Genomic DNA, 15,962 nt, shown 5'->3' on the forward strand with positions numbered 1-15,962 from the left:
AAACGACGCATTGCAAAGGAGCAATCCGTCAGTTTGAAAGTCCGCGCCAAAATACTTTCCAAGAAGCTTCTAAACGTGTCTCAAAACGATTTAAACCTGCGTATAGTAGTTCAACCATAAGGCCGTCAAGTAAGCATAAAAAAGCCTCCAAAGCGTCTTTTACTTCAATGTTATGCAGTTCATCTTGTTCGCTTGCTCTTTTAAACACAGGGAATAAAAGTTTTCCGACATTTTCAATGTGTACATTCGCTTTATCAATAATTTGTTCGCGAAATGCATCCGGCGGAAAATAAGAAGTTCGTAACCAAAACATTGATTCTTCACTTTCACCAAATCGTTTTGCATAGCCTTTTAACAAATTTAAGAGCAATTCTTCAGTAGACGAATTTGAAAAGTTTTCGATATCGTCTGTGAAGCTTTGCAAATCTTTTTGAAGAGCGGATTCCAAGCATGTAAAATATAGCTCTTCTTTTCCTTTAAAGTGTGCGTAAATCGATGGTTTTTTAATCCCAACTTCTTGAGCAATATTTGCTAATGAAGTTCCTTCGTAGCCGTAGCGCGCGAAATGAGAAAGTGCTACAGCTTTAATGCGGTTTGCTGTCATTTTCATCCCCTACCTACCGTTCGTTAGGTTAATTATATGAGATGAAAAATATAAAGTCAATAGGTGAAGAGTTGAAAAAAGAGCGCTATAGTTAACGCTCCTTTTTCAGACTGTTTCTCGCTCAATTAAATGGAATGAAAGTTCTTCTGAGTTGCCAATAATTTGTTCGTTTTGCATCTGTTTATGGAATAAAGAAAAAGCACGTGATCCCATCGTGAGACCGGGATGTTCAATAGTTGAAATTTCTAATGCTTTTGAAATTTCATGGTTATCAAATCCCAGGATAGCGAGGTCTTCAGGTATGCGAATGCCATGTTTTTTTGCTTCTGTTAATAAACCAGCAGCAACTTGATCGTTCGCTGTGAAAATAGCGGTTGGGCGATTTTTCATGTTTAAAATACGGTGAAGTATTTTTGCCCCGTCCTGCATCGTATAACATTGATGGAAAATCCAATCAGGGTAAACTGTTTTTCCTTCGTGACGAAGGGTATCGGCGAAAGCTTTTTCACGCTCGATTGAATTAACACTTGTTTTTCTTGCTAAACAAATGCTGATTTTTTCATGGCCTTTACTGAGTAAATAGGAAGTACCGAGACGGAATCCTTCATAATGATCTACATAGACAGATGAAATGAGGGGATGGTTCATTTTCTCACATGAAATAATAGGGGCAAATTTTGCGAACGGTTCAATTTGTTCCCATGAACTCGTTCGAGAGCAAATAATCATCCCGTCAAATTGTTTCATTTTCATCATTTCAAGAACGCGAACTTCTTCAATACTATCGTAATTCGTTTGGCATAAATTAATATGATATCCAGCTGCTAACGCTTCGTTTCCGATTCCTTCAATGATCGTGCTAAAGTACGGAAGATTAATAAAAGGTAGCATAACGCCAATTGTATATGTTTTACCCTTTATTAAATGGATAGCATTTATATTTTTTGCATAGTTCAATTCTTCAACTGCATCTAAAACACGCTTACGTTTTTCCTCTTTTACGTAAGGATGATTATTAAGGACACGAGAAACAGTTGATATAGATACACCAGCAGTTTTTGCAATTTGTTTTATATTGGCCATATGTATCACCTCTTTCCTTAATTATAAGGGGAAAATAATAAGAATGAAAAAAATCTTGACCTGAAAAGCTTTTCACAATCTATGTTATAAGCATGACTTCTGTTATTCGCGTAACCTTTTTATTTGGGCGTAAGAATAGCGAGGTCTTTTTTGTATGTCTGCAAAGAATTTTTGTCAAAATGTGTGAGAATAACGTGGAAAGTTTTCGGAGGAGGCGTTTGATAACGAAGCGAATAGAAGAGAGTATAAACGCTTCGCTCGTTAAGAGAGCGGTATGAAAGGGCGGAAACAAATTGAAAAAAGGCATCATTTGTTTCGTGTTTTCTAGTGTAATACTTAGCTCATGTTCATTTCAGCAAACGATGCAAGAAGAAAAAACATTTGTAGGAACAACAGGAGGGGCTAAGGACCGTGTTACTGATCCGATTCCGCTAAAGGAACTTCCAAAATATTTTCCGGCGAAGTTTAAAGTTCCAACGTTTTTACCTTATGACATTACGAGTGATGTGAAGGGAGAGGTAAGAACGATGGGAAAGAAGAATGCTGTCTTAACGATTAAATATAAGCAACAAGAGAAAGGAAGGCACGATTATATAGAATTAACAGTGGCCAACTTTTCTTACAGTTTTCCATACCTCGTAGAAGAGAATCGATTTCAAGAACAAATGAAATTGAATAATGGAGCACCTGCTTATTTTAAAAATAAGGATGATTACGAGCGAGGGGACGAATTTGCTACGCTTATATGGAAAGAGAAGGGGATTGAATATCAGCTATTATATCGTAATGTAGATGAGAAAGATGAAGATGTGATTAAACAAAATCTACTGTACATTGCGAACAATATGGAATGAAAAAACTAGCTGAATTATACAGCTAGTTTTTGTATGTTATTTCTTTTTAATTTTGCCTGACCAAGATTTAAATCCACCTTTTAATTGGTAGAAATCTGTGTAGCCTTGTTTTTTTAAGTATTGAGCTGCACGACCTGTACGGAATCCGCTTTGGCAATATAAATAAACCGGTTGATCTTGGCGAAGTTCTTTGTGGCGAAGGCGAATTTGTGATAATGGAATGTTACGCGCACCTAAAATATGTCCCGCGTTAAATTCATCCGCTTCGCGAATATCGATAAGCTGTGCTTTACGGTAGCCAGCGCGAAATTCTTCTTCTGAAAGTGTTTTAATTAATTTTTTCTGATAGAAATACATCCATACAGTGTAGCCGATGAATGCTGCAATTGCGGCTAGTATAATAATCAAGTTTGTTGACACGATTCTATCGCTCCCTTTTTTCTTATCCTACTTTCAATATTATAATGCCCATATGTATTTATGCAACAGATTCATTTGTATATAAGAAGAAATTTCGTATTCTTTCACAAATTTTGTCGAATTTGGTAGACTAGAGAATGTGAAAAATAATTGGTTATATGAGGTGCAGGATGGGAAAAGAAAAATGGTGTTATATTAACTCTGGTCAATGTTCATCAGCATTTAATATGGCGTTAGATGAATGTTTATTAAATTGGCAAAGTGAAAAGAAAATGCCACCAACAATTCGTTTTTACGAATGGGAAGTACCAACATTAACAGTTGGGTATTTCCAGCGTGTTGAAAAAGATATAAATATGGATGTAGTTAACGAAAAGAAATATGGATTTGTTCGTCGTCAAACAGGCGGTAGGGGTGTACTACATGATAAAGAATTAACGTACAGTGTTATTGTGTCTGAAGATCATCCGGATATGCCTAAAACAGTTACAGAAGCGTATCGTGTTATTTCACAAGGCTTATTAGACGGTTTTAAGGCATTAGGATTAGAAGCATATTATGCAGTTCCGAAAACAGAAGAGGATCGTGAAAATTTAAAAAATCCGCGTTCAGGAGTATGTTTTGATGCACCATCTTGGTATGAGATTGTAGTTGAAGGAAGAAAAATCGCAGGTAGTGCTCAAACCCGTCAAAAAGGTGTTATCTTACAACACGGTTCGATTCCGTTAGAAATAGATTTAGATGAGTTATACGACCTATTTTTATTCCCGAATGAACGTGTAAAAGAGCGTATGAAGAGCATGTTTTCTTCTAAAGCGGTAGCGATTAATGAATTAACAGATCGTACATTTACGATTGAACAGTTAATCACAGCATTTGAAACTGGATTTGAAAAAGGATTAGAGGTAGAGCTTGTGCCTTATGAATTAACAGAAGAACAGTTACATGAAGTTCAAACTTTAGCAAAAGAGAAGTATGAAAGTAATGAATGGAATTATAAAAAATAAGGAGATGGCAATTGCCATCTCCTTATTTTGTTATAGTAAATTAAGTACTTTTTCTACTTTGATTCCTTTATCTTGTAAAGAACGAAGGCGATTTACAACGTCCATAATTTCTTTGTCGAATGTAACGCTAATACCTTGGCTTTGTAGCTCTTTTTTTAATCCTTCAATAGAATCATCTATGTCGATGCCAAGCTCGTAATCTTGACAAACTTCAATTGTCTTTTTCACAAGTTTAACATAATTTTCTTGTAGTTTTGTATTTGTTTCAGTCAAAGCAGGTTGTTTCGGTTTTACAGGAGTAACCGGTGCTGTCTCTTGCTTTGTAACTGGAGTAGGTACTGCTTTTTTCACAGGTGCTGGAGTAGATAGTTCTACAGCTGCTTCAACACTTACTGACTTCGGCGTTGGTACCGGAGTAGGCTTAGGTGCTACAGCAGGTGTTTCTACACGCACAATAGGTTTAGGAGCGGGTGTAACTGCTTTAGGAGCTTCTACAACTACTTCTTTGTTCGGAGTAGCTTCTACAACTGTTTCTTCTTGCTCAGCAGCTTCTTTATTTTCTTTGCTCCACATAACGCGTTCAATTTCTAGGGAAACATTGTTCTTATTCATCGCTGTTAATGTAACTTTACCAACTTCCGCGTTCCCAGTGAAATCAACAATTTTATAAATAACACTCTTGTTCCAATCCACGTTTCCGCTCAAAAATAATTCTTCGTTACATTTTGGCGTTAAGCCCTCGATTTTAATTTCTACGTTTACACCGTTTTCACTATATACCATAATTAGCGAAGCATTTACATCTTCGTCTGCTAACATTAGTTCACGTACCATTTTGCCGGTGCGTACTTGCGTTTTCTTCTTAACTGACATCAAATTTCTCCTCTCAAAAACTCAGTAATAATAAAAAAATCGTATAACGAAAAATAATTGCTCACGAAGATTTATGATACCGATAATAAAAGCATCACGTCAACAATTAACTTTAATTATTTTGCATTTTTCTTATTTTCTTTATGAAATTTTTCAATTTGTAAAATTATACAGAAGAAAAACAGCCGTTTGAAAGGCTGTTAAAAATTTGTTTTTTTGTATAGTAGTTTATATAAAATATAAAATAGAATAGCGATTAAAGCGTTTTGCCAAAAGGTAAGATGATAAATGAGATAAGGTAGTTTTTTGAAATAAATATTTATAAAGATGGCTGAACAAAATGGAGTAGCAAATGCGAATCCAAATAGAATCTTTTTTTTCCAATTCATCGTTTGATCAAAAGAATAGCGTTTTAATAAATATAAAATGAAAAGTATACCTAGTACGATAAGTGAAATAGACAAAGTAGTCCCAGGAATACTTAAAGGTGGACTTAATCTTTCTGTATTCTTTTCAAAAAGAAAAATGAAAAGAGAAGCAACGGTATCTATTCCAAACTGTATAGCGAGAAGTAAGCTAATAACAAAGCCGATCAAAGAAATTTTTTCTAACTTAGTTGGAGCTGGTAAAGCCGATATAAGTTCATCGCAATAAGATTGTAAATCATCACCAAAGATGTCGTAAGCATTTTTATTCTCTGCTTGTGCTTCGATGAGATGATCTAATATTTCTAATAATAGTTCCTCTACTTGATGTTCAGGTACGTTAGATAATCGAAGATATACTAGCATATCGCCATAAGCAGCTTCGTTTTCAGGTGTTAGAAGTTTGCGTTTTCTGTTGTTTAGTTCTATCATATCTTTCGCGTTCATCCCTATCACTCACCTTGTAATAAGTTGTTTACCGTCGTTGAAACCATCCCCCAGCTTTTTTTAAATTCTTCAAGCTGTTCTAATCCCTTATCAGTTACGTGATAATATTTTCGCTTCGGTCCAAGAGAGGAAGCCTTTAATGTACCTTCAATAAGTTTCTCTTTTTGCATGCGTAACAATAAAGGATAGATGCTTCCTTCACTTACGAATGTAAAGCCGTGTTTATTTAATTTTGTACTCAGTTCATATCCGTACACTTCTTCTTGTGAAATGATATATAGAATGCAACCTTCTAGTACACCTTTTAACATTTGGCTGTGCATGATTTCACCACCTTTTATCCAGGTAACTTGCCTTGCAAGGTAGCTGTTATCCAAATTATAACATTCAGTAACTTGCTTTACAAGTTACTGAAGTGGAAAACTTTAATCTGTGTTAATTTTTCTGTGCTTCCCATACTAACGAGAGGAGGGAAGCACATGAAACCATTTATGCCAAAACTCGTTTACTTTGAACCGAGGGCACTCGAATATCCGCTTGGAAAAGAGCTTTATGAGAAGTTTACGAAGATGGGATTGGAAATTCGTGAAACGACATCACACAATCAAATTAGAAATTTACCAGGCGAAAATGAATTGCAAAAGTATCGTAATGCAAAAGCAACACTTGTCGTTGGGGTGAGGAAGACGTTAAAGTTCGATACATCAAAACCGTCAGCTGAATATGCAATTCCGCTTGCAACAGGGTGTATGGGACATTGTCATTATTGTTATTTGCAAACGACGCTTGGGAATAAACCTTACGTTCGCGTGTATGTGAATCTAGATGAAATATTTGAGAAGGCAAAGCAATATATGGATGAAAGGGCCCCTGAAATAACAAGATTTGAAGCGGCGTGTACATCAGACATCGTTGGAATTGATCATTTAACGCATGCATTAAAGCGGGCGATAGAGTTTATCGGAGAAAGTGAACATGGACGTTTACGTTTCGTTACGAAATATTCGCATGTTGATCATTTATTAGATGCAAAGCATAATGGGAAAACGCGTTTTCGATTTAGCATTAATTCACGTTATGTGATTAAAAATTTTGAACCGGGGACGTCGCTATTTGAAGAGCGAATTGAGGCTGCTCGTAAAGTAGCGGGGGCTAATTATCCGCTTGGCTTTATAGTTGCGCCAATTTATATGCATGAAGGGTGGGAAGAAGGATACCGAGAATTATTTGAGCGATTGTACAATGCGTTGAAAGATATGGTGATACCAAATTTAACGTTCGAATTAATTCAGCATCGCTTTACGAAACCGGCAAAAAAGGTCATTCAAGAGCGTTATCCAAATACAAAGCTTGAAATGGATGAAGCGAAGCGTAAATATAAATGGGGACGATACGGGATTGGGAAATATGTATATCAAAAGGATGATGCAGAAGTATTGGAAGAAACAATAAGAGGTTATATATATGAGTATTTTCCTGATGCAGAAATTCAATATTTTACATAAGGGGAATCTGTATTCTTTTTTTGTTTTATATATTTAGGCTCGTTTCCACCTTGTCACGTTATTCTTTCTGGTGTATCATTTTATTGATTGCTTCGTACGGAATAAGCAAAATGAAATTGGATGGAGGAAACCGATGCCTACCCCTAGTATGGAAGATTATATTGAACAAATTTATTTGTTGATTGATGAAAAGGGTTATGCCCGTGTATCTGATATTGCTGAAGCGCTTAGTGTACATCCATCCTCTGTAACAAAAATGGTACAAAAATTAGACAAAGACGAGTATCTAATTTATGAAAAATATAGAGGGCTTGTATTAACATCAAAAGGTAAAAAAATCGGAGAACGTCTCGTATATCGTCATGAATTGTTAGAACAGTTTATGCGCATTATCGGTGTGGATGAAAGCAAAATTTATAATGATGTAGAAGGAATTGAACATCATTTAAGTTGGGAATCAATTGACCGTATCGGTGATTTAGTACAATACTTTGAACAAGATGAAGTTCGAGTAGAAACACTTCGTGGTGTTCAAAAAGCAAATGAAGAGAAAAGTAATTAAGGGGAACGTGTGGCGTTTCCTTTTTTATTTCAATCGAAAAGGACGGGAGAATAATGAAAGCAATTATTTTTGATTTTGATGGATTAATTGTGGACACAGAAACAATATGGTTTCACTCTTTCAGAGATGCTGTTCGTGAATATGGCGGCGAGTTACCTTTAGAGGAATTTGCAAAATGTATTGGAACGACAGATGAAGTGCTTTATGCATATTTAAAAGAGCAATTAAAAGAAAAATTTAACGAGCATGCATTAAAGGAAAAAGTAACAACTTTACATAAAGAGAAAATGAAAATACCAAAAGCTCGTGACGGGGTAAAAGAATATTTAGAAGAAGCGAAAGAACTTGGATTGAAAATCGCATTAGCCTCTAGTTCATCTAGGGAGTGGGTCGTTCGTTTTTTAGAAGAGCTACAAATTAGAGATTATTTTGAAGTGATTAAAACGCGAGAAGATGTAGAGAAGGTAAAACCAGATCCAGCTCTTTATAAAGTTACGATAGAAGAATTAGGAATTGAACTGTCAGAAGCTGTTGTATTTGAAGATTCATTAAATGGATTGAAAGCAGCGGTTGCAGCAGGATTAAAATGTATCGTCGTGCCTAATGATGTGACAAGAAATTTGCAATTTGAAAACCATCACCTTCGTATCGAAAGTATGAAAGAAAAAAGTTTGAAAGAAGTGCTTCAACATATAAAGTGAAACTTTAATCAGTAGGGAGGCTCATCTTCCACTGATTATTAGCCCCGTACCAACCGGGATAAAAAAAGACCGTATTTCCTAAAAGGAAGCACGGTCTTTCTTTTTGTTTTTTTTACCTTCAATGACAGTTAAATGAGATTGTTTTCTTTTTCTTTTCAACGATGGAGAATTACCCTTTTTCCCCTTGTCATCAGAAGCATTTCGTTTCAAGAAAGAATTACTTAGGGGTGCTACATTTTGTTTCCCGTGTTTGCGGTTCGAGTGTTTCGCTGCACGCTTATATGAGCTTTGCGAATTTGCAGAACCACTAGAGTTTGTAAACATTTTGTAGAGTAAGTAAAAGATACCGACGACAGCCAACATGATACCAATGTTTTTCAATACTAGCATTGGATTTGTAATAACAGATGAAACAAGGCCGAATATTGCTAATCCGATAATAAGCACAAATATAGCGAATGTAAACGAACGACCGTTCATAAGGGACACCTCCTAAAAACATATATTAAAATTAGTATATTAACGATGAGGAAAGGAGTTGAACACCATTTTTAAATAATTATTGTTTGTTTTCTAAACGTAATAATTCTTCAAACGATGCGATTGCAACTTCCGCTTGATCATCTGTTGGTTCTTTTGTTGTTAATAGTTGCAGCCATAATCCTGGATATCCAAGTACTCGTAAAACAGGGACATCTCGTAATCGATTGGTAAATTGTAATACTTCAAAAGAAATACCGAGAACAACTGGAATTAATAAAATTCGGTTTACTACCCTTGCCCAAAGCGGATCTGTAGGGACGAGGAAATAGACAAACATTCCAATAATGACCGTAAATATAATAAAGCTACTGCCACAGCGATAATGGAGGCGAGTTTGCTTTTGAACATTTTCTACAGTCAGTGGAAGATTATTCTCATAAGCATTGATTACTTTATGTTCCGCACCGTGGTACTGAAATACCCGCTTAATAAGTGGGGTTAAAGAAATGAAGTATATATAGCTCAATAATAGCATGAGCTTAATGACACTTTCGACAATGATTTGCCCTGTATGAGATGGGAAAATCGGTCTCGTTAATTCAGCTAAAAGTGCAGGAACTGCTGTGAAAATTACTTTACCGAATATGAACGATAAAACGCCAACTGCTGCAACTCCTAATACCATCGTTAATTTTGATTGTTCTTCTTTTTTATTTGCAAATTGTTCATCATCTTCTGGGTGGACATCAAATCGTTCTGAAGCAAAGTTTAAATGTTTCGCTCCATTCGCACTTGCATCCACAATAGCGGCAATACCTCGTAAAAATGGAATCTTCTTTAGTAGAGACAATGCTTTATTACGAACGCGTGGTAAACGATAAAATTCAATCGATTTATCTTTACGACGAACCGCTGTAACAGTATATTCTCTACCGCCAAACATAACTCCTTCTATGACTGCCTGCCCGCCATATATTTGTTTTGACTCTTCTGCCATGTTAACACCAACCTGTATTTGTTTCTCTCTTATGTAGAAAAAGAGGCAATTGTCATACTTGGTTCTGTCATCTTGAAATAAGACAATCACCGAGTTTCCTTTATTTTATCGACAAATACAGGCAGATGACAAGTGAAAATGTTACGAGAGTCGGACATTTCTTATTCTTTTTATAGACAAATTTTGCAGGATTTAAACATGCTTCAAAATAGTTTCGGGCATACTATTGAGCGGAGGTGTCAATGTGAATCAAGAACAATCAACAATAAGAAACTTTGTACAAATTGGTTTATTTGGTGGCTTATTTTGGGGAGGTATATGGTATTTCCTTCATATATTCTCATTTACAGAAGCTGGCCCTAACTATTTACTTTTACCGTTTGCATTTGGAGATTGGAAAGAAGGGGTTTGGGGAAATGTACTAGGTATCGTTTGTATGGGACTTCTTTCAATTTTAGTGGCATTTCTCTATAAAGCTCTTTTTAAAAAGTTTGAAGGAGTATTACCTGGCGTACTATACGGTTTGTTTTGGTGGGCATTATTATTTTTGGGGATGGGGCTAATGGCACCTGTTATTAAAAGTGCACTCCATTTACCGAAAGAAACAATTGTAACGACAATATGTATCTTTATATTATATGGTGTTTTTATTTCGTATTCTGTAGCATTCGAATCGAATAATACGAATAGAGGAGAAGGGCTCGAGAAGACAAACTATTCAAACAAGTGATTCCTATGTTAAAATGTCGTATAGACATTCTTTAATATTAAGGAGTTTTAAGAAAATGAAAAAGTTACTCCTCGTAAACGGTCCGAACCTAAATCGCCTTGGCGTTAGGGAAGTAAATGTATACGGAAAAGGAACGTTAGCGACGCTTGAAGCAGATATGAAACAAGAAGCAGAAAAAATGGGAGTGGAATTAGAATGTTTCCAATCGAATCATGAAGGTGCTCTTATTGACATCATTCATGAGGCTGAAGATATATATGAAGGGATCATTTTAAATCCTGGAGCATTTACGCATTATAGCTACGCGATTCGGGATGCTATCGCAAGCATGTCGATTCCAGTTATTGAAGTACATATTTCTAACATTCATCAGCGGGAGTCGTTTCGTCATGAATCTGTCACAGCGGCTGTTTGTGCGGGACAAATTGTTGGATTTGGTTTTTATGGCTATAAGCTAGCGCTATTTGCATTAATGGAGAAATTGAGGGAGGCATAAAGTAATGGAAAAGATCGAGAGATTAAGAAGTGCGTTTGATGAGGCTGGTATTGACGGTATCGTATTAACGAATGAACATAGCCGTAGATATATGGCGAATTTCACAGGAACAGCTGGTGTTGTACTAATTTCAAAAGAGCGTGCTCTATTTATTACAGATTTCCGTTATGTAGAGCAAGCTAGTAAGCAAGCGGCTGGATACGAAATAGTGCAGCATGCAGGATTAATTCTTGATGAAGTTGCGAAACAAGTTAAAGAACTTGGAATTCAAAAGCTAGGCTTTGAGCAAGATACTCTTACATATAGCTCTTACATAACCCATAATGAAGCGATCGAAGCTGAATTCATCCCAACTTCTGGGCTTGTAGAAAAGTTACGCTTGATAAAGACTGATTCAGAGATTAAGATATTAAAGGAAGCTGCACAGATTGCAGATGCTGCCTTTGAGCATATTCTATCATTCATTCGCCCGGGAGTATCTGAAATTGAAGTGTCAAATGAACTTGAATTTTTCATGAGAAAACAAGGAGCAACATCTTCTTCGTTTGATATTATCGTTGCTTCAGGTCTTCGTTCGGCATTACCGCACGGCGTGGCATCTGAAAAAGTGATAGAAAAAGGAGATTTCGTAACATTAGACTTCGGCGCTTATTACAAAGGATATTGCTCTGATATTACTCGTACGATTGCAGTCGGTGAACCATCTGATAAATTAAAAGAAATTTATAATATCGTTTTAGAAGCACAACTACGTGGTGTGAACGGTATTAAAGCTGGTTTAACGGGTCGTGAGGCTGATGCATTAACGCGTGATTACATAACGGAAAAAGGATATGGTGAATACTTCGGACACTCTACTGGTCATGGAATCGGTCTTGAAATCCATGAAGCACCAGGTTTAGCGTTCCGTTCTGATACAGTACTTGAACCAGGTATGGCTGTAACAGTAGAACCAGGTATTTATATTCCAGGTGTTGGCGGGGTACGTATCGAAGATGATATCATTGTAACAAGTGAAGGTAATGAAGTAATAACGAAATCACCAAAAGAACTTATTATTTTGTAATACACAGGAGGATTTTTTTACATGATTTCAGTAAACGATTTTCGTACAGGTTTAACAATTTCAGTGGACAATGCCCTTTGGCAAGTAATGGATTTCCAACACGTAAAGCCAGGTAAAGGTGCTGCATTCGTTCGCTCTAAACTACGTAACCTTCGCACAGGATCTGTTCAAGAGAAAACATTCCGTGCAGGTGAAAAAGTAGAAAAAGCACACATCGAAAACCGTCGTATGCAATACTTATACGCGAGCGGTGAGTCTCACGTATTTATGGATAACGAAACTTATGAGCAAATCGAACTTGGCGAAAACCAAATCGAGCGCGAATTAAAATTCTTAAAAGAAAACATGGGAGTATCTATTATGACATACCAAGATGAAGTACTTGGTGTTGAACTTCCGAACACAGTTGAATTAACAGTGGCAGAAACAGAGCCTGGTATTAAAGGTGACACAGCTTCTAACGTAACAAAACCAGCTAAATTAGAAACTGGTCTTGTTGTACAAGTACCAATCTTCATTAACGAAGGCGAAATGCTTATCATCAACACTGGTGAAGGTAAATACGTTTCTCGTGCATAGTAGAAAAGCACTCGTGATTATCACGAGTGCTTTTTTTATCCCGTTATTTGCGGGCTAATAATCAATGGGGGATGAATAACTCCCCCACTGATTATAGTTTCACTTTATAGGAAGTAGGGAAGATAGTAAATTGCGGTTATAACAAAACTAACTGTGACGAGTGAAAGGGTACCCATAATATATGGAGTCAAAACAATTTGAAACGGGCGTATTTCACCAGTTTCAATACCGGTAAAAGTTTTATTCGTTGCATGATCCATATTGTTATTTCTAAAGGTACTCATAATAATTAACCACGTAATTGCAAATATTGCTAGACTGCCAAGGAAAAAGCTCTCCATAAATGACCAGCCGACCATTTTGGAAAAAAGATAAATAATAGCTAATTCTACTACAATTGTTAAACTAATTTTCAATCCCTTCATATTTTCCCCCCTCATTTCGTACTTCCAACCAATTTGAAAATTTTTCGCATGATACAACATGCAGTACGCAAGGTGATTTTACTTCTTTCTCCAAAGCAGCGTGTACGTCTGGAAATTGTTTTTCCACATGTAATGAAATGTAAGGTAGTTTCTCTTGTGCTTTTAAAGAGCGAATGTTAGTCGTTTTAGCACCGGCAAATACGTATGTAAGTTGCAAGTCTAAAAAAGCGATATTAAAGATCTCTTTTTTAGCAGCTTCGTTATATCCTCTTCCCCAATATTGATAGCCGAGCCAACTTCCAATATGTGAGTGCTTTTGTTCGTAATTAATATGTTTAAGTGTCGTGAGGCCAATTATTTCATTTTCCTCACTTACAATCACTCTTGATAAGGAGTGTTTTTTTCGTTCCTCTCCAATTGCAAAAAGAATGAATGCCTTTGTATCTTCCACTGATTCTACTTTTATCCCTAATGCATTTTTTACATGTGGATTACTTGATAGCTCAAAAATCACATTTGCATATCGTAAATCGAGTGGTAATAAAGTAACTTCCTTCATCATCTATGCTCCTTTTCTATTAAATATACCATAAATTAATGAGAATATTCAGATTCCAATAAAGTCGATAGAGAAAAATTATGTTTTTACTTCTGAAATAGACAACCTCTGCATATGGTTGTACAAATATATTCTTTTTCAGAATAAGGAAGTAGTAACTGTTATGGGAGAAGGTGGGAGAATGAAACAGTGGCTAGCGGCAATGGAAACATCCGTGCTTGTTATGGGGTTACTTCGGTTGTTTTCAGGTAGCGCGGAAATATTCGCCGCTTTGCTTATGCTTTACGTGAATGATGCGAAGAAAGCATTGTTTATAAATGGTATGTTGGCGTTTGTTGGACCGACCGTATTAATTTTAACAATGACAATTGGCATAGCGAGTGTAGCAAGTGAGATTTCTTTCTTGAAACTCTTTTTTCTAGCGCTTGGAATTGGCTGCATTTTTATCGCGTTGTTGAAATAGTAAGTCGATTATAGTGGGGAGAAGCTTATGAAAGAAGTATTAGAAGTTTTACCGAAAACGATGAGACAGTTAGTTGAAGGCTGTAAACAATACGATGTTCTAGAGGAAATTCGTGTTCGAATTGGAAGGCCACTAGAGTGTATCGCACATGGAGAAGTGTTTTTCTATGACTATATCGCTACAGCGGAAGATGCAATCCATTTATTGAATAAATTAAGTCAATTCTCAATCTATACGATGGAAGAGGAATTGAAACGTGGATATGTGACACTACGAGGAGGACATAGAATTGGCCTAGCTGGAAAAGTCATTACAGAAAAAAGTGCAGTGAAAATGATTCGGGATGTCTCTTCTTTTAATATTCGTATTGCCCGTCAAAAAATAGGGATTGCTGAGCCGCTTCTGCCATATCTTTATGAATCACGATGGTTAAACACGATGGTAATAGGCCCACCGCAAACGGGGAAAACAACACTTTTAAGAGATGTAGCACGCTGTATGAGTCAAGGTGTAAGTGCTTCGAAAATCCCTTCATGTAAAGTGGGAATTGTTGATGAACGATCAGAAATTGCGGGCTGTGTGAAAGGAATCCCGCAATATGACTTTGGCACGCGAGTAGATGTATTAGACGCTTGTCCAAAAGCTGAAGGAATGATGATGATGATCCGTTCTATGAGCCCAGACATATTAATCGTAGATGAAATTGGACGTAAAGAAGATAGTGAAGCAATTATGGAGGCGGTGCATGCCGGCGTTCAGCTTTTTATAAGTGCACACGGATTTTCTTATGATGATGTTGTGAAACGTCCATCGTTACAGGCGGTGCTGGAACTTGGTGTATTTGATCGGTTTGTGGAATTGTCAAAAGCGAGAGGGCCAGGAACGGTTATGCAAGTGAAAGATAAATATGGAAAATCAGTATTACCTCATAGAAAGGCTCAAGGCGTATGGTGAAAATATTTGGTGCGGTATTAATAGTTGCTGTTAGCACCTTTTTCGGATTTTCATACGCTAAAAGGTACAGTGAGAGACCACGGCAACTTAGGTTATTGAAGGCAGCATTGCAATCATTAGAAGCTGAAATTATGTATGGACACACGCCGTTATCTGAGGCTGCAGAGCGTTTAGTCAAACAAATGCCGAAGCCATTAAATTGGATATTTCAAAGCTTTTCGAAACGGCTAGAGGGCGGGGAGCAAACAGTTAGAGAAGCTTGGATTGATAGTTTGAAGGAGAACTGGACGTTAACGGCGTTTAAACAAACCGAGTATGAAATACTGCAACAATTTGGTGAAACACTTGGACAACATGATCGTGAATCACAGCAAAAACATATTCGCTTATGTATTACACATTTGGAGAGAGAAGAAGGAGAAGCGAAAGCATTACAAATACAATATGAAAAAATGATAAAGAGTTTAGGGGTACTAGCAGGGCTACTTATCGTAATTTTACTGCTATAGGGGGGAGAAAGGCGATGTCCATTGATGTTGGATTAATATTTCAAATCGCCGGAATCGGCATTGTTTTAGCTTTCATTCATACTGTACTAAAAGAATTAAAGCGAGAGGATATTGCGAATTGGGTTATCCTTGTCGGTTTTGTCGTTATTTTGTTTCATGTAGCATTTTTAATTAATACTCTATTCGACAAGATTAAAAGTGTCTTTCTCTTCCAGTAAAG

At 36.6% G+C, this 15,962-nt stretch carries 23 protein-coding genes; 13 read left to right on the top strand and 10 right to left on the bottom strand.

What is annotated here, in order from left to right; genetic code table 11:
* Window positions 1-28: 28 nt before the first annotated feature.
* On the bottom strand, window positions 29-610 hold the full coding sequence (locus tag MKX77_RS03840) for a TetR/AcrR family transcriptional regulator (protein WP_215554178.1): 582 nt from the start codon (window positions 608-610) through the stop codon (window positions 29-31).
* A 99-nt stretch (window positions 611-709) separates the two neighbouring features.
* A complete protein-coding gene (locus MKX77_RS03845; protein WP_341305867.1) occupies window positions 710-1,687 on the bottom strand; it encodes a LacI family DNA-binding transcriptional regulator in 978 nt (325 codons plus the stop codon).
* Window positions 1,688-2,004: 317 nt separating this feature from the next.
* Here MKX77_RS03845 and MKX77_RS03850 point away from each other — a divergent pair, with 317 nt between their 5' ends.
* A complete protein-coding gene (locus MKX77_RS03850) occupies window positions 2,005-2,541 on the top strand; it encodes a DNA polymerase III subunit delta (protein ID WP_078181004.1) in 537 nt (178 codons plus the stop codon).
* A 36-nt stretch (window positions 2,542-2,577) separates the two neighbouring features.
* Here the strand turns inward: MKX77_RS03850 and MKX77_RS03855 are convergent, their stop codons facing one another.
* Entirely contained in the window at window positions 2,578-2,961 is a 384-nt protein-coding gene (locus tag MKX77_RS03855) for a rhodanese-like domain-containing protein (RefSeq protein ID WP_002034000.1), read from the bottom strand.
* 170 nt (window positions 2,962-3,131) lie between these two features.
* Here MKX77_RS03855 and MKX77_RS03860 point away from each other — a divergent pair, with 170 nt between their 5' ends.
* The gene (locus MKX77_RS03860) at window positions 3,132-3,968 is read left to right on the top strand and encodes a lipoate--protein ligase family protein (protein WP_341305868.1); all 837 of its coding nucleotides are present in this window, start codon (window positions 3,132-3,134) and stop codon (window positions 3,966-3,968) included.
* A gap of 30 nt (window positions 3,969-3,998) precedes the next feature.
* Here the strand turns inward: MKX77_RS03860 and MKX77_RS03865 are convergent, their stop codons facing one another.
* From MKX77_RS03865 to MKX77_RS03875, 3 genes are all read right to left on the bottom strand, one after another.
* On the bottom strand, window positions 3,999-4,841 hold the full coding sequence (locus MKX77_RS03865) for a hypothetical protein (protein WP_341305869.1): 843 nt from the start codon (window positions 4,839-4,841) through the stop codon (window positions 3,999-4,001).
* A gap of 200 nt (window positions 4,842-5,041) precedes the next feature.
* Window positions 5,042-5,713 carry a DUF1048 domain-containing protein gene (locus tag MKX77_RS03870; RefSeq protein ID WP_341305870.1) on the bottom strand — a complete coding sequence of 224 codons (672 nt, stop codon included), beginning with the start codon at window positions 5,711-5,713 and terminating at the stop codon, window positions 5,042-5,044.
* Between the two features lie 5 nt (window positions 5,714-5,718).
* Entirely contained in the window at window positions 5,719-6,036 is a 318-nt protein-coding gene (locus tag MKX77_RS03875) for a PadR family transcriptional regulator (RefSeq protein ID WP_000556081.1), read from the bottom strand.
* 156 nt (window positions 6,037-6,192) lie between these two features.
* On the opposite strand from MKX77_RS03875, the gene splB reads away from it, so the two are divergent.
* The 3 genes from splB to MKX77_RS03890 all read left to right on the top strand — a co-directional run bounded on the left by splB (window position 6,193) and on the right by MKX77_RS03890 (window position 8,481).
* Window positions 6,193-7,218, top strand: a complete 1,026-nt coding sequence (gene splB, locus MKX77_RS03880) for a spore photoproduct lyase (protein WP_341305871.1) — start codon at window positions 6,193-6,195, stop codon at window positions 7,216-7,218.
* Window positions 7,219-7,351: 133 nt separating this feature from the next.
* A complete protein-coding gene (gene mntR / locus MKX77_RS03885) occupies window positions 7,352-7,780 on the top strand; it encodes a transcriptional regulator MntR (protein WP_001143080.1) in 429 nt (142 codons plus the stop codon).
* Between the two features lie 53 nt (window positions 7,781-7,833).
* On the top strand, window positions 7,834-8,481 hold the full coding sequence (locus MKX77_RS03890; RefSeq protein ID WP_341305872.1) for an HAD family hydrolase: 648 nt from the start codon (window positions 7,834-7,836) through the stop codon (window positions 8,479-8,481).
* A 78-nt stretch (window positions 8,482-8,559) separates the two neighbouring features.
* Here MKX77_RS03890 and MKX77_RS03895 read toward each other — a convergent pair whose 3' ends face one another.
* Both MKX77_RS03895 and MKX77_RS03900 read right to left on the bottom strand, forming a co-directional pair.
* The gene (locus MKX77_RS03895; RefSeq protein ID WP_215554173.1) at window positions 8,560-8,961 is read right to left on the bottom strand and encodes an SA1362 family protein; all 402 of its coding nucleotides are present in this window, start codon (window positions 8,959-8,961) and stop codon (window positions 8,560-8,562) included.
* A 79-nt stretch (window positions 8,962-9,040) separates the two neighbouring features.
* The gene (locus tag MKX77_RS03900; protein WP_002160519.1) at window positions 9,041-9,961 is read right to left on the bottom strand and encodes a DUF1385 domain-containing protein; all 921 of its coding nucleotides are present in this window, start codon (window positions 9,959-9,961) and stop codon (window positions 9,041-9,043) included.
* 244 nt (window positions 9,962-10,205) lie between these two features.
* Here MKX77_RS03900 and MKX77_RS03905 point away from each other — a divergent pair, with 244 nt between their 5' ends.
* Genes MKX77_RS03905 through efp form a run of 4 tightly spaced genes read left to right on the top strand, consistent with a single transcriptional unit; the run spans window position 10,206 to window position 12,832 of the window.
* On the top strand, window positions 10,206-10,691 hold the full coding sequence (locus MKX77_RS03905) for a YqhR family membrane protein (protein ID WP_002160520.1): 486 nt from the start codon (window positions 10,206-10,208) through the stop codon (window positions 10,689-10,691).
* A gap of 55 nt (window positions 10,692-10,746) precedes the next feature.
* Entirely contained in the window at window positions 10,747-11,187 is a 441-nt protein-coding gene (aroQ, locus tag MKX77_RS03910; RefSeq protein ID WP_341305873.1) for a type II 3-dehydroquinate dehydratase, read from the top strand.
* Between the two features lie 4 nt (window positions 11,188-11,191).
* Window positions 11,192-12,253 carry a Xaa-Pro dipeptidase gene (pepQ, locus tag MKX77_RS03915; RefSeq protein ID WP_341305874.1) on the top strand — a complete coding sequence of 354 codons (1,062 nt, stop codon included), beginning with the start codon at window positions 11,192-11,194 and terminating at the stop codon, window positions 12,251-12,253.
* Between the two features lie 21 nt (window positions 12,254-12,274).
* Window positions 12,275-12,832 (top strand): elongation factor P, encoded by a 558-nt coding sequence (gene efp / locus MKX77_RS03920; protein WP_201031770.1) that lies wholly within the window; start codon window positions 12,275-12,277, stop codon window positions 12,830-12,832.
* Between the two features lie 104 nt (window positions 12,833-12,936).
* Here the strand turns inward: efp and MKX77_RS03925 are convergent, their stop codons facing one another.
* Both MKX77_RS03925 and MKX77_RS03930 read right to left on the bottom strand, forming a co-directional pair.
* A complete protein-coding gene (locus MKX77_RS03925; protein WP_002160523.1) occupies window positions 12,937-13,257 on the bottom strand; it encodes a hypothetical protein in 321 nt (106 codons plus the stop codon).
* Window positions 13,238-13,819, bottom strand: a complete 582-nt coding sequence (locus tag MKX77_RS03930) for a GNAT family N-acetyltransferase (protein ID WP_341305875.1) — start codon at window positions 13,817-13,819, stop codon at window positions 13,238-13,240. The genes MKX77_RS03925 and MKX77_RS03930 overlap by 20 nt, the downstream gene beginning before the upstream one ends.
* Window positions 13,820-13,997: 178 nt before the next feature.
* Here MKX77_RS03930 and MKX77_RS03935 point away from each other — a divergent pair, with 178 nt between their 5' ends.
* From MKX77_RS03935 to spoIIIAC, 4 genes are read left to right on the top strand one after another with little or no spacing between them, the layout of a single operon-like run.
* Complete coding sequence (locus MKX77_RS03935) at window positions 13,998-14,279, top strand: YqhV family protein (RefSeq protein WP_000816054.1); 282 nt, start codon at window positions 13,998-14,000, stop codon at window positions 14,277-14,279.
* 27 nt (window positions 14,280-14,306) lie between these two features.
* Window positions 14,307-15,233, top strand: coding sequence for a stage III sporulation protein AA (gene spoIIIAA / locus MKX77_RS03940; protein ID WP_341305876.1), 927 nt, complete (start codon window positions 14,307-14,309; stop codon window positions 15,231-15,233).
* Window positions 15,227-15,742 (top strand): stage III sporulation protein SpoIIIAB, encoded by a 516-nt coding sequence (spoIIIAB, locus tag MKX77_RS03945; protein WP_215554167.1) that lies wholly within the window; start codon window positions 15,227-15,229, stop codon window positions 15,740-15,742. The genes spoIIIAA and spoIIIAB overlap by 7 nt, the downstream gene beginning before the upstream one ends.
* Before the next feature lie 14 nt (window positions 15,743-15,756).
* Window positions 15,757-15,960, top strand: a complete 204-nt coding sequence (gene spoIIIAC / locus MKX77_RS03950; protein ID WP_000020914.1) for a stage III sporulation protein AC — start codon at window positions 15,757-15,759, stop codon at window positions 15,958-15,960.
* Window positions 15,961-15,962 lie beyond the last annotated feature (2 nt).

It is taken from the genome of Bacillus sp. FSL R9-9410 (genome assembly GCF_038050385.1).
Lineage (GTDB): Bacteria > Bacillota > Bacilli > Bacillales > Bacillaceae_G > Bacillus_A > Bacillus_A cereus_U.

Excerpts from the sequence above, each read along its gene's own strand:
- MKX77_RS03840 (WP_215554178.1), bottom strand. The coding sequence starts at position 610 with ATGAAAATGACAGCAAACCGCATTAAAGCTGTAGCACTTTCTCATTTC.
- MKX77_RS03845 (WP_341305867.1), bottom strand. The coding sequence starts at position 1,687 with ATGGCCAATATAAAACAAATTGCAAAAACTGCTGGTGTATCTATATCA.
- MKX77_RS03860 (WP_341305868.1), top strand. The coding sequence starts at position 3,132 with ATGGGAAAAGAAAAATGGTGTTATATTAACTCTGGTCAATGTTCATCA.
- MKX77_RS03865 (WP_341305869.1), bottom strand. The coding sequence starts at position 4,841 with ATGTCAGTTAAGAAGAAAACGCAAGTACGCACCGGCAAAATGGTACGT.
- MKX77_RS03870 (WP_341305870.1), bottom strand. The coding sequence starts at position 5,713 with ATGAACGCGAAAGATATGATAGAACTAAACAACAGAAAACGCAAACTT.
- MKX77_RS03875 (WP_000556081.1), bottom strand. The coding sequence starts at position 6,036 with ATGCACAGCCAAATGTTAAAAGGTGTACTAGAAGGTTGCATTCTATAT.
- splB (WP_341305871.1), top strand. The coding sequence starts at position 6,193 with ATGAAACCATTTATGCCAAAACTCGTTTACTTTGAACCGAGGGCACTC.
- mntR (WP_001143080.1), top strand. The coding sequence starts at position 7,352 with ATGCCTACCCCTAGTATGGAAGATTATATTGAACAAATTTATTTGTTG.
- MKX77_RS03890 (WP_341305872.1), top strand. The coding sequence starts at position 7,834 with ATGAAAGCAATTATTTTTGATTTTGATGGATTAATTGTGGACACAGAA.
- MKX77_RS03895 (WP_215554173.1), bottom strand. The coding sequence starts at position 8,961 with ATGAACGGTCGTTCGTTTACATTCGCTATATTTGTGCTTATTATCGGA.
- MKX77_RS03900 (WP_002160519.1), bottom strand. The coding sequence starts at position 9,961 with ATGGCAGAAGAGTCAAAACAAATATATGGCGGGCAGGCAGTCATAGAA.
- aroQ (WP_341305873.1), top strand. The coding sequence starts at position 10,747 with ATGAAAAAGTTACTCCTCGTAAACGGTCCGAACCTAAATCGCCTTGGC.
- pepQ (WP_341305874.1), top strand. The coding sequence starts at position 11,192 with ATGGAAAAGATCGAGAGATTAAGAAGTGCGTTTGATGAGGCTGGTATT.
- efp (WP_201031770.1), top strand. The coding sequence starts at position 12,275 with ATGATTTCAGTAAACGATTTTCGTACAGGTTTAACAATTTCAGTGGAC.
- MKX77_RS03925 (WP_002160523.1), bottom strand. The coding sequence starts at position 13,257 with ATGAAGGGATTGAAAATTAGTTTAACAATTGTAGTAGAATTAGCTATT.
- MKX77_RS03930 (WP_341305875.1), bottom strand. The coding sequence starts at position 13,819 with ATGATGAAGGAAGTTACTTTATTACCACTCGATTTACGATATGCAAAT.
- MKX77_RS03935 (WP_000816054.1), top strand. The coding sequence starts at position 13,998 with ATGAAACAGTGGCTAGCGGCAATGGAAACATCCGTGCTTGTTATGGGG.
- spoIIIAA (WP_341305876.1), top strand. The coding sequence starts at position 14,307 with ATGAAAGAAGTATTAGAAGTTTTACCGAAAACGATGAGACAGTTAGTT.
- spoIIIAB (WP_215554167.1), top strand. The coding sequence starts at position 15,227 with ATGGTGAAAATATTTGGTGCGGTATTAATAGTTGCTGTTAGCACCTTT.
- spoIIIAC (WP_000020914.1), top strand. The coding sequence starts at position 15,757 with ATGTCCATTGATGTTGGATTAATATTTCAAATCGCCGGAATCGGCATT.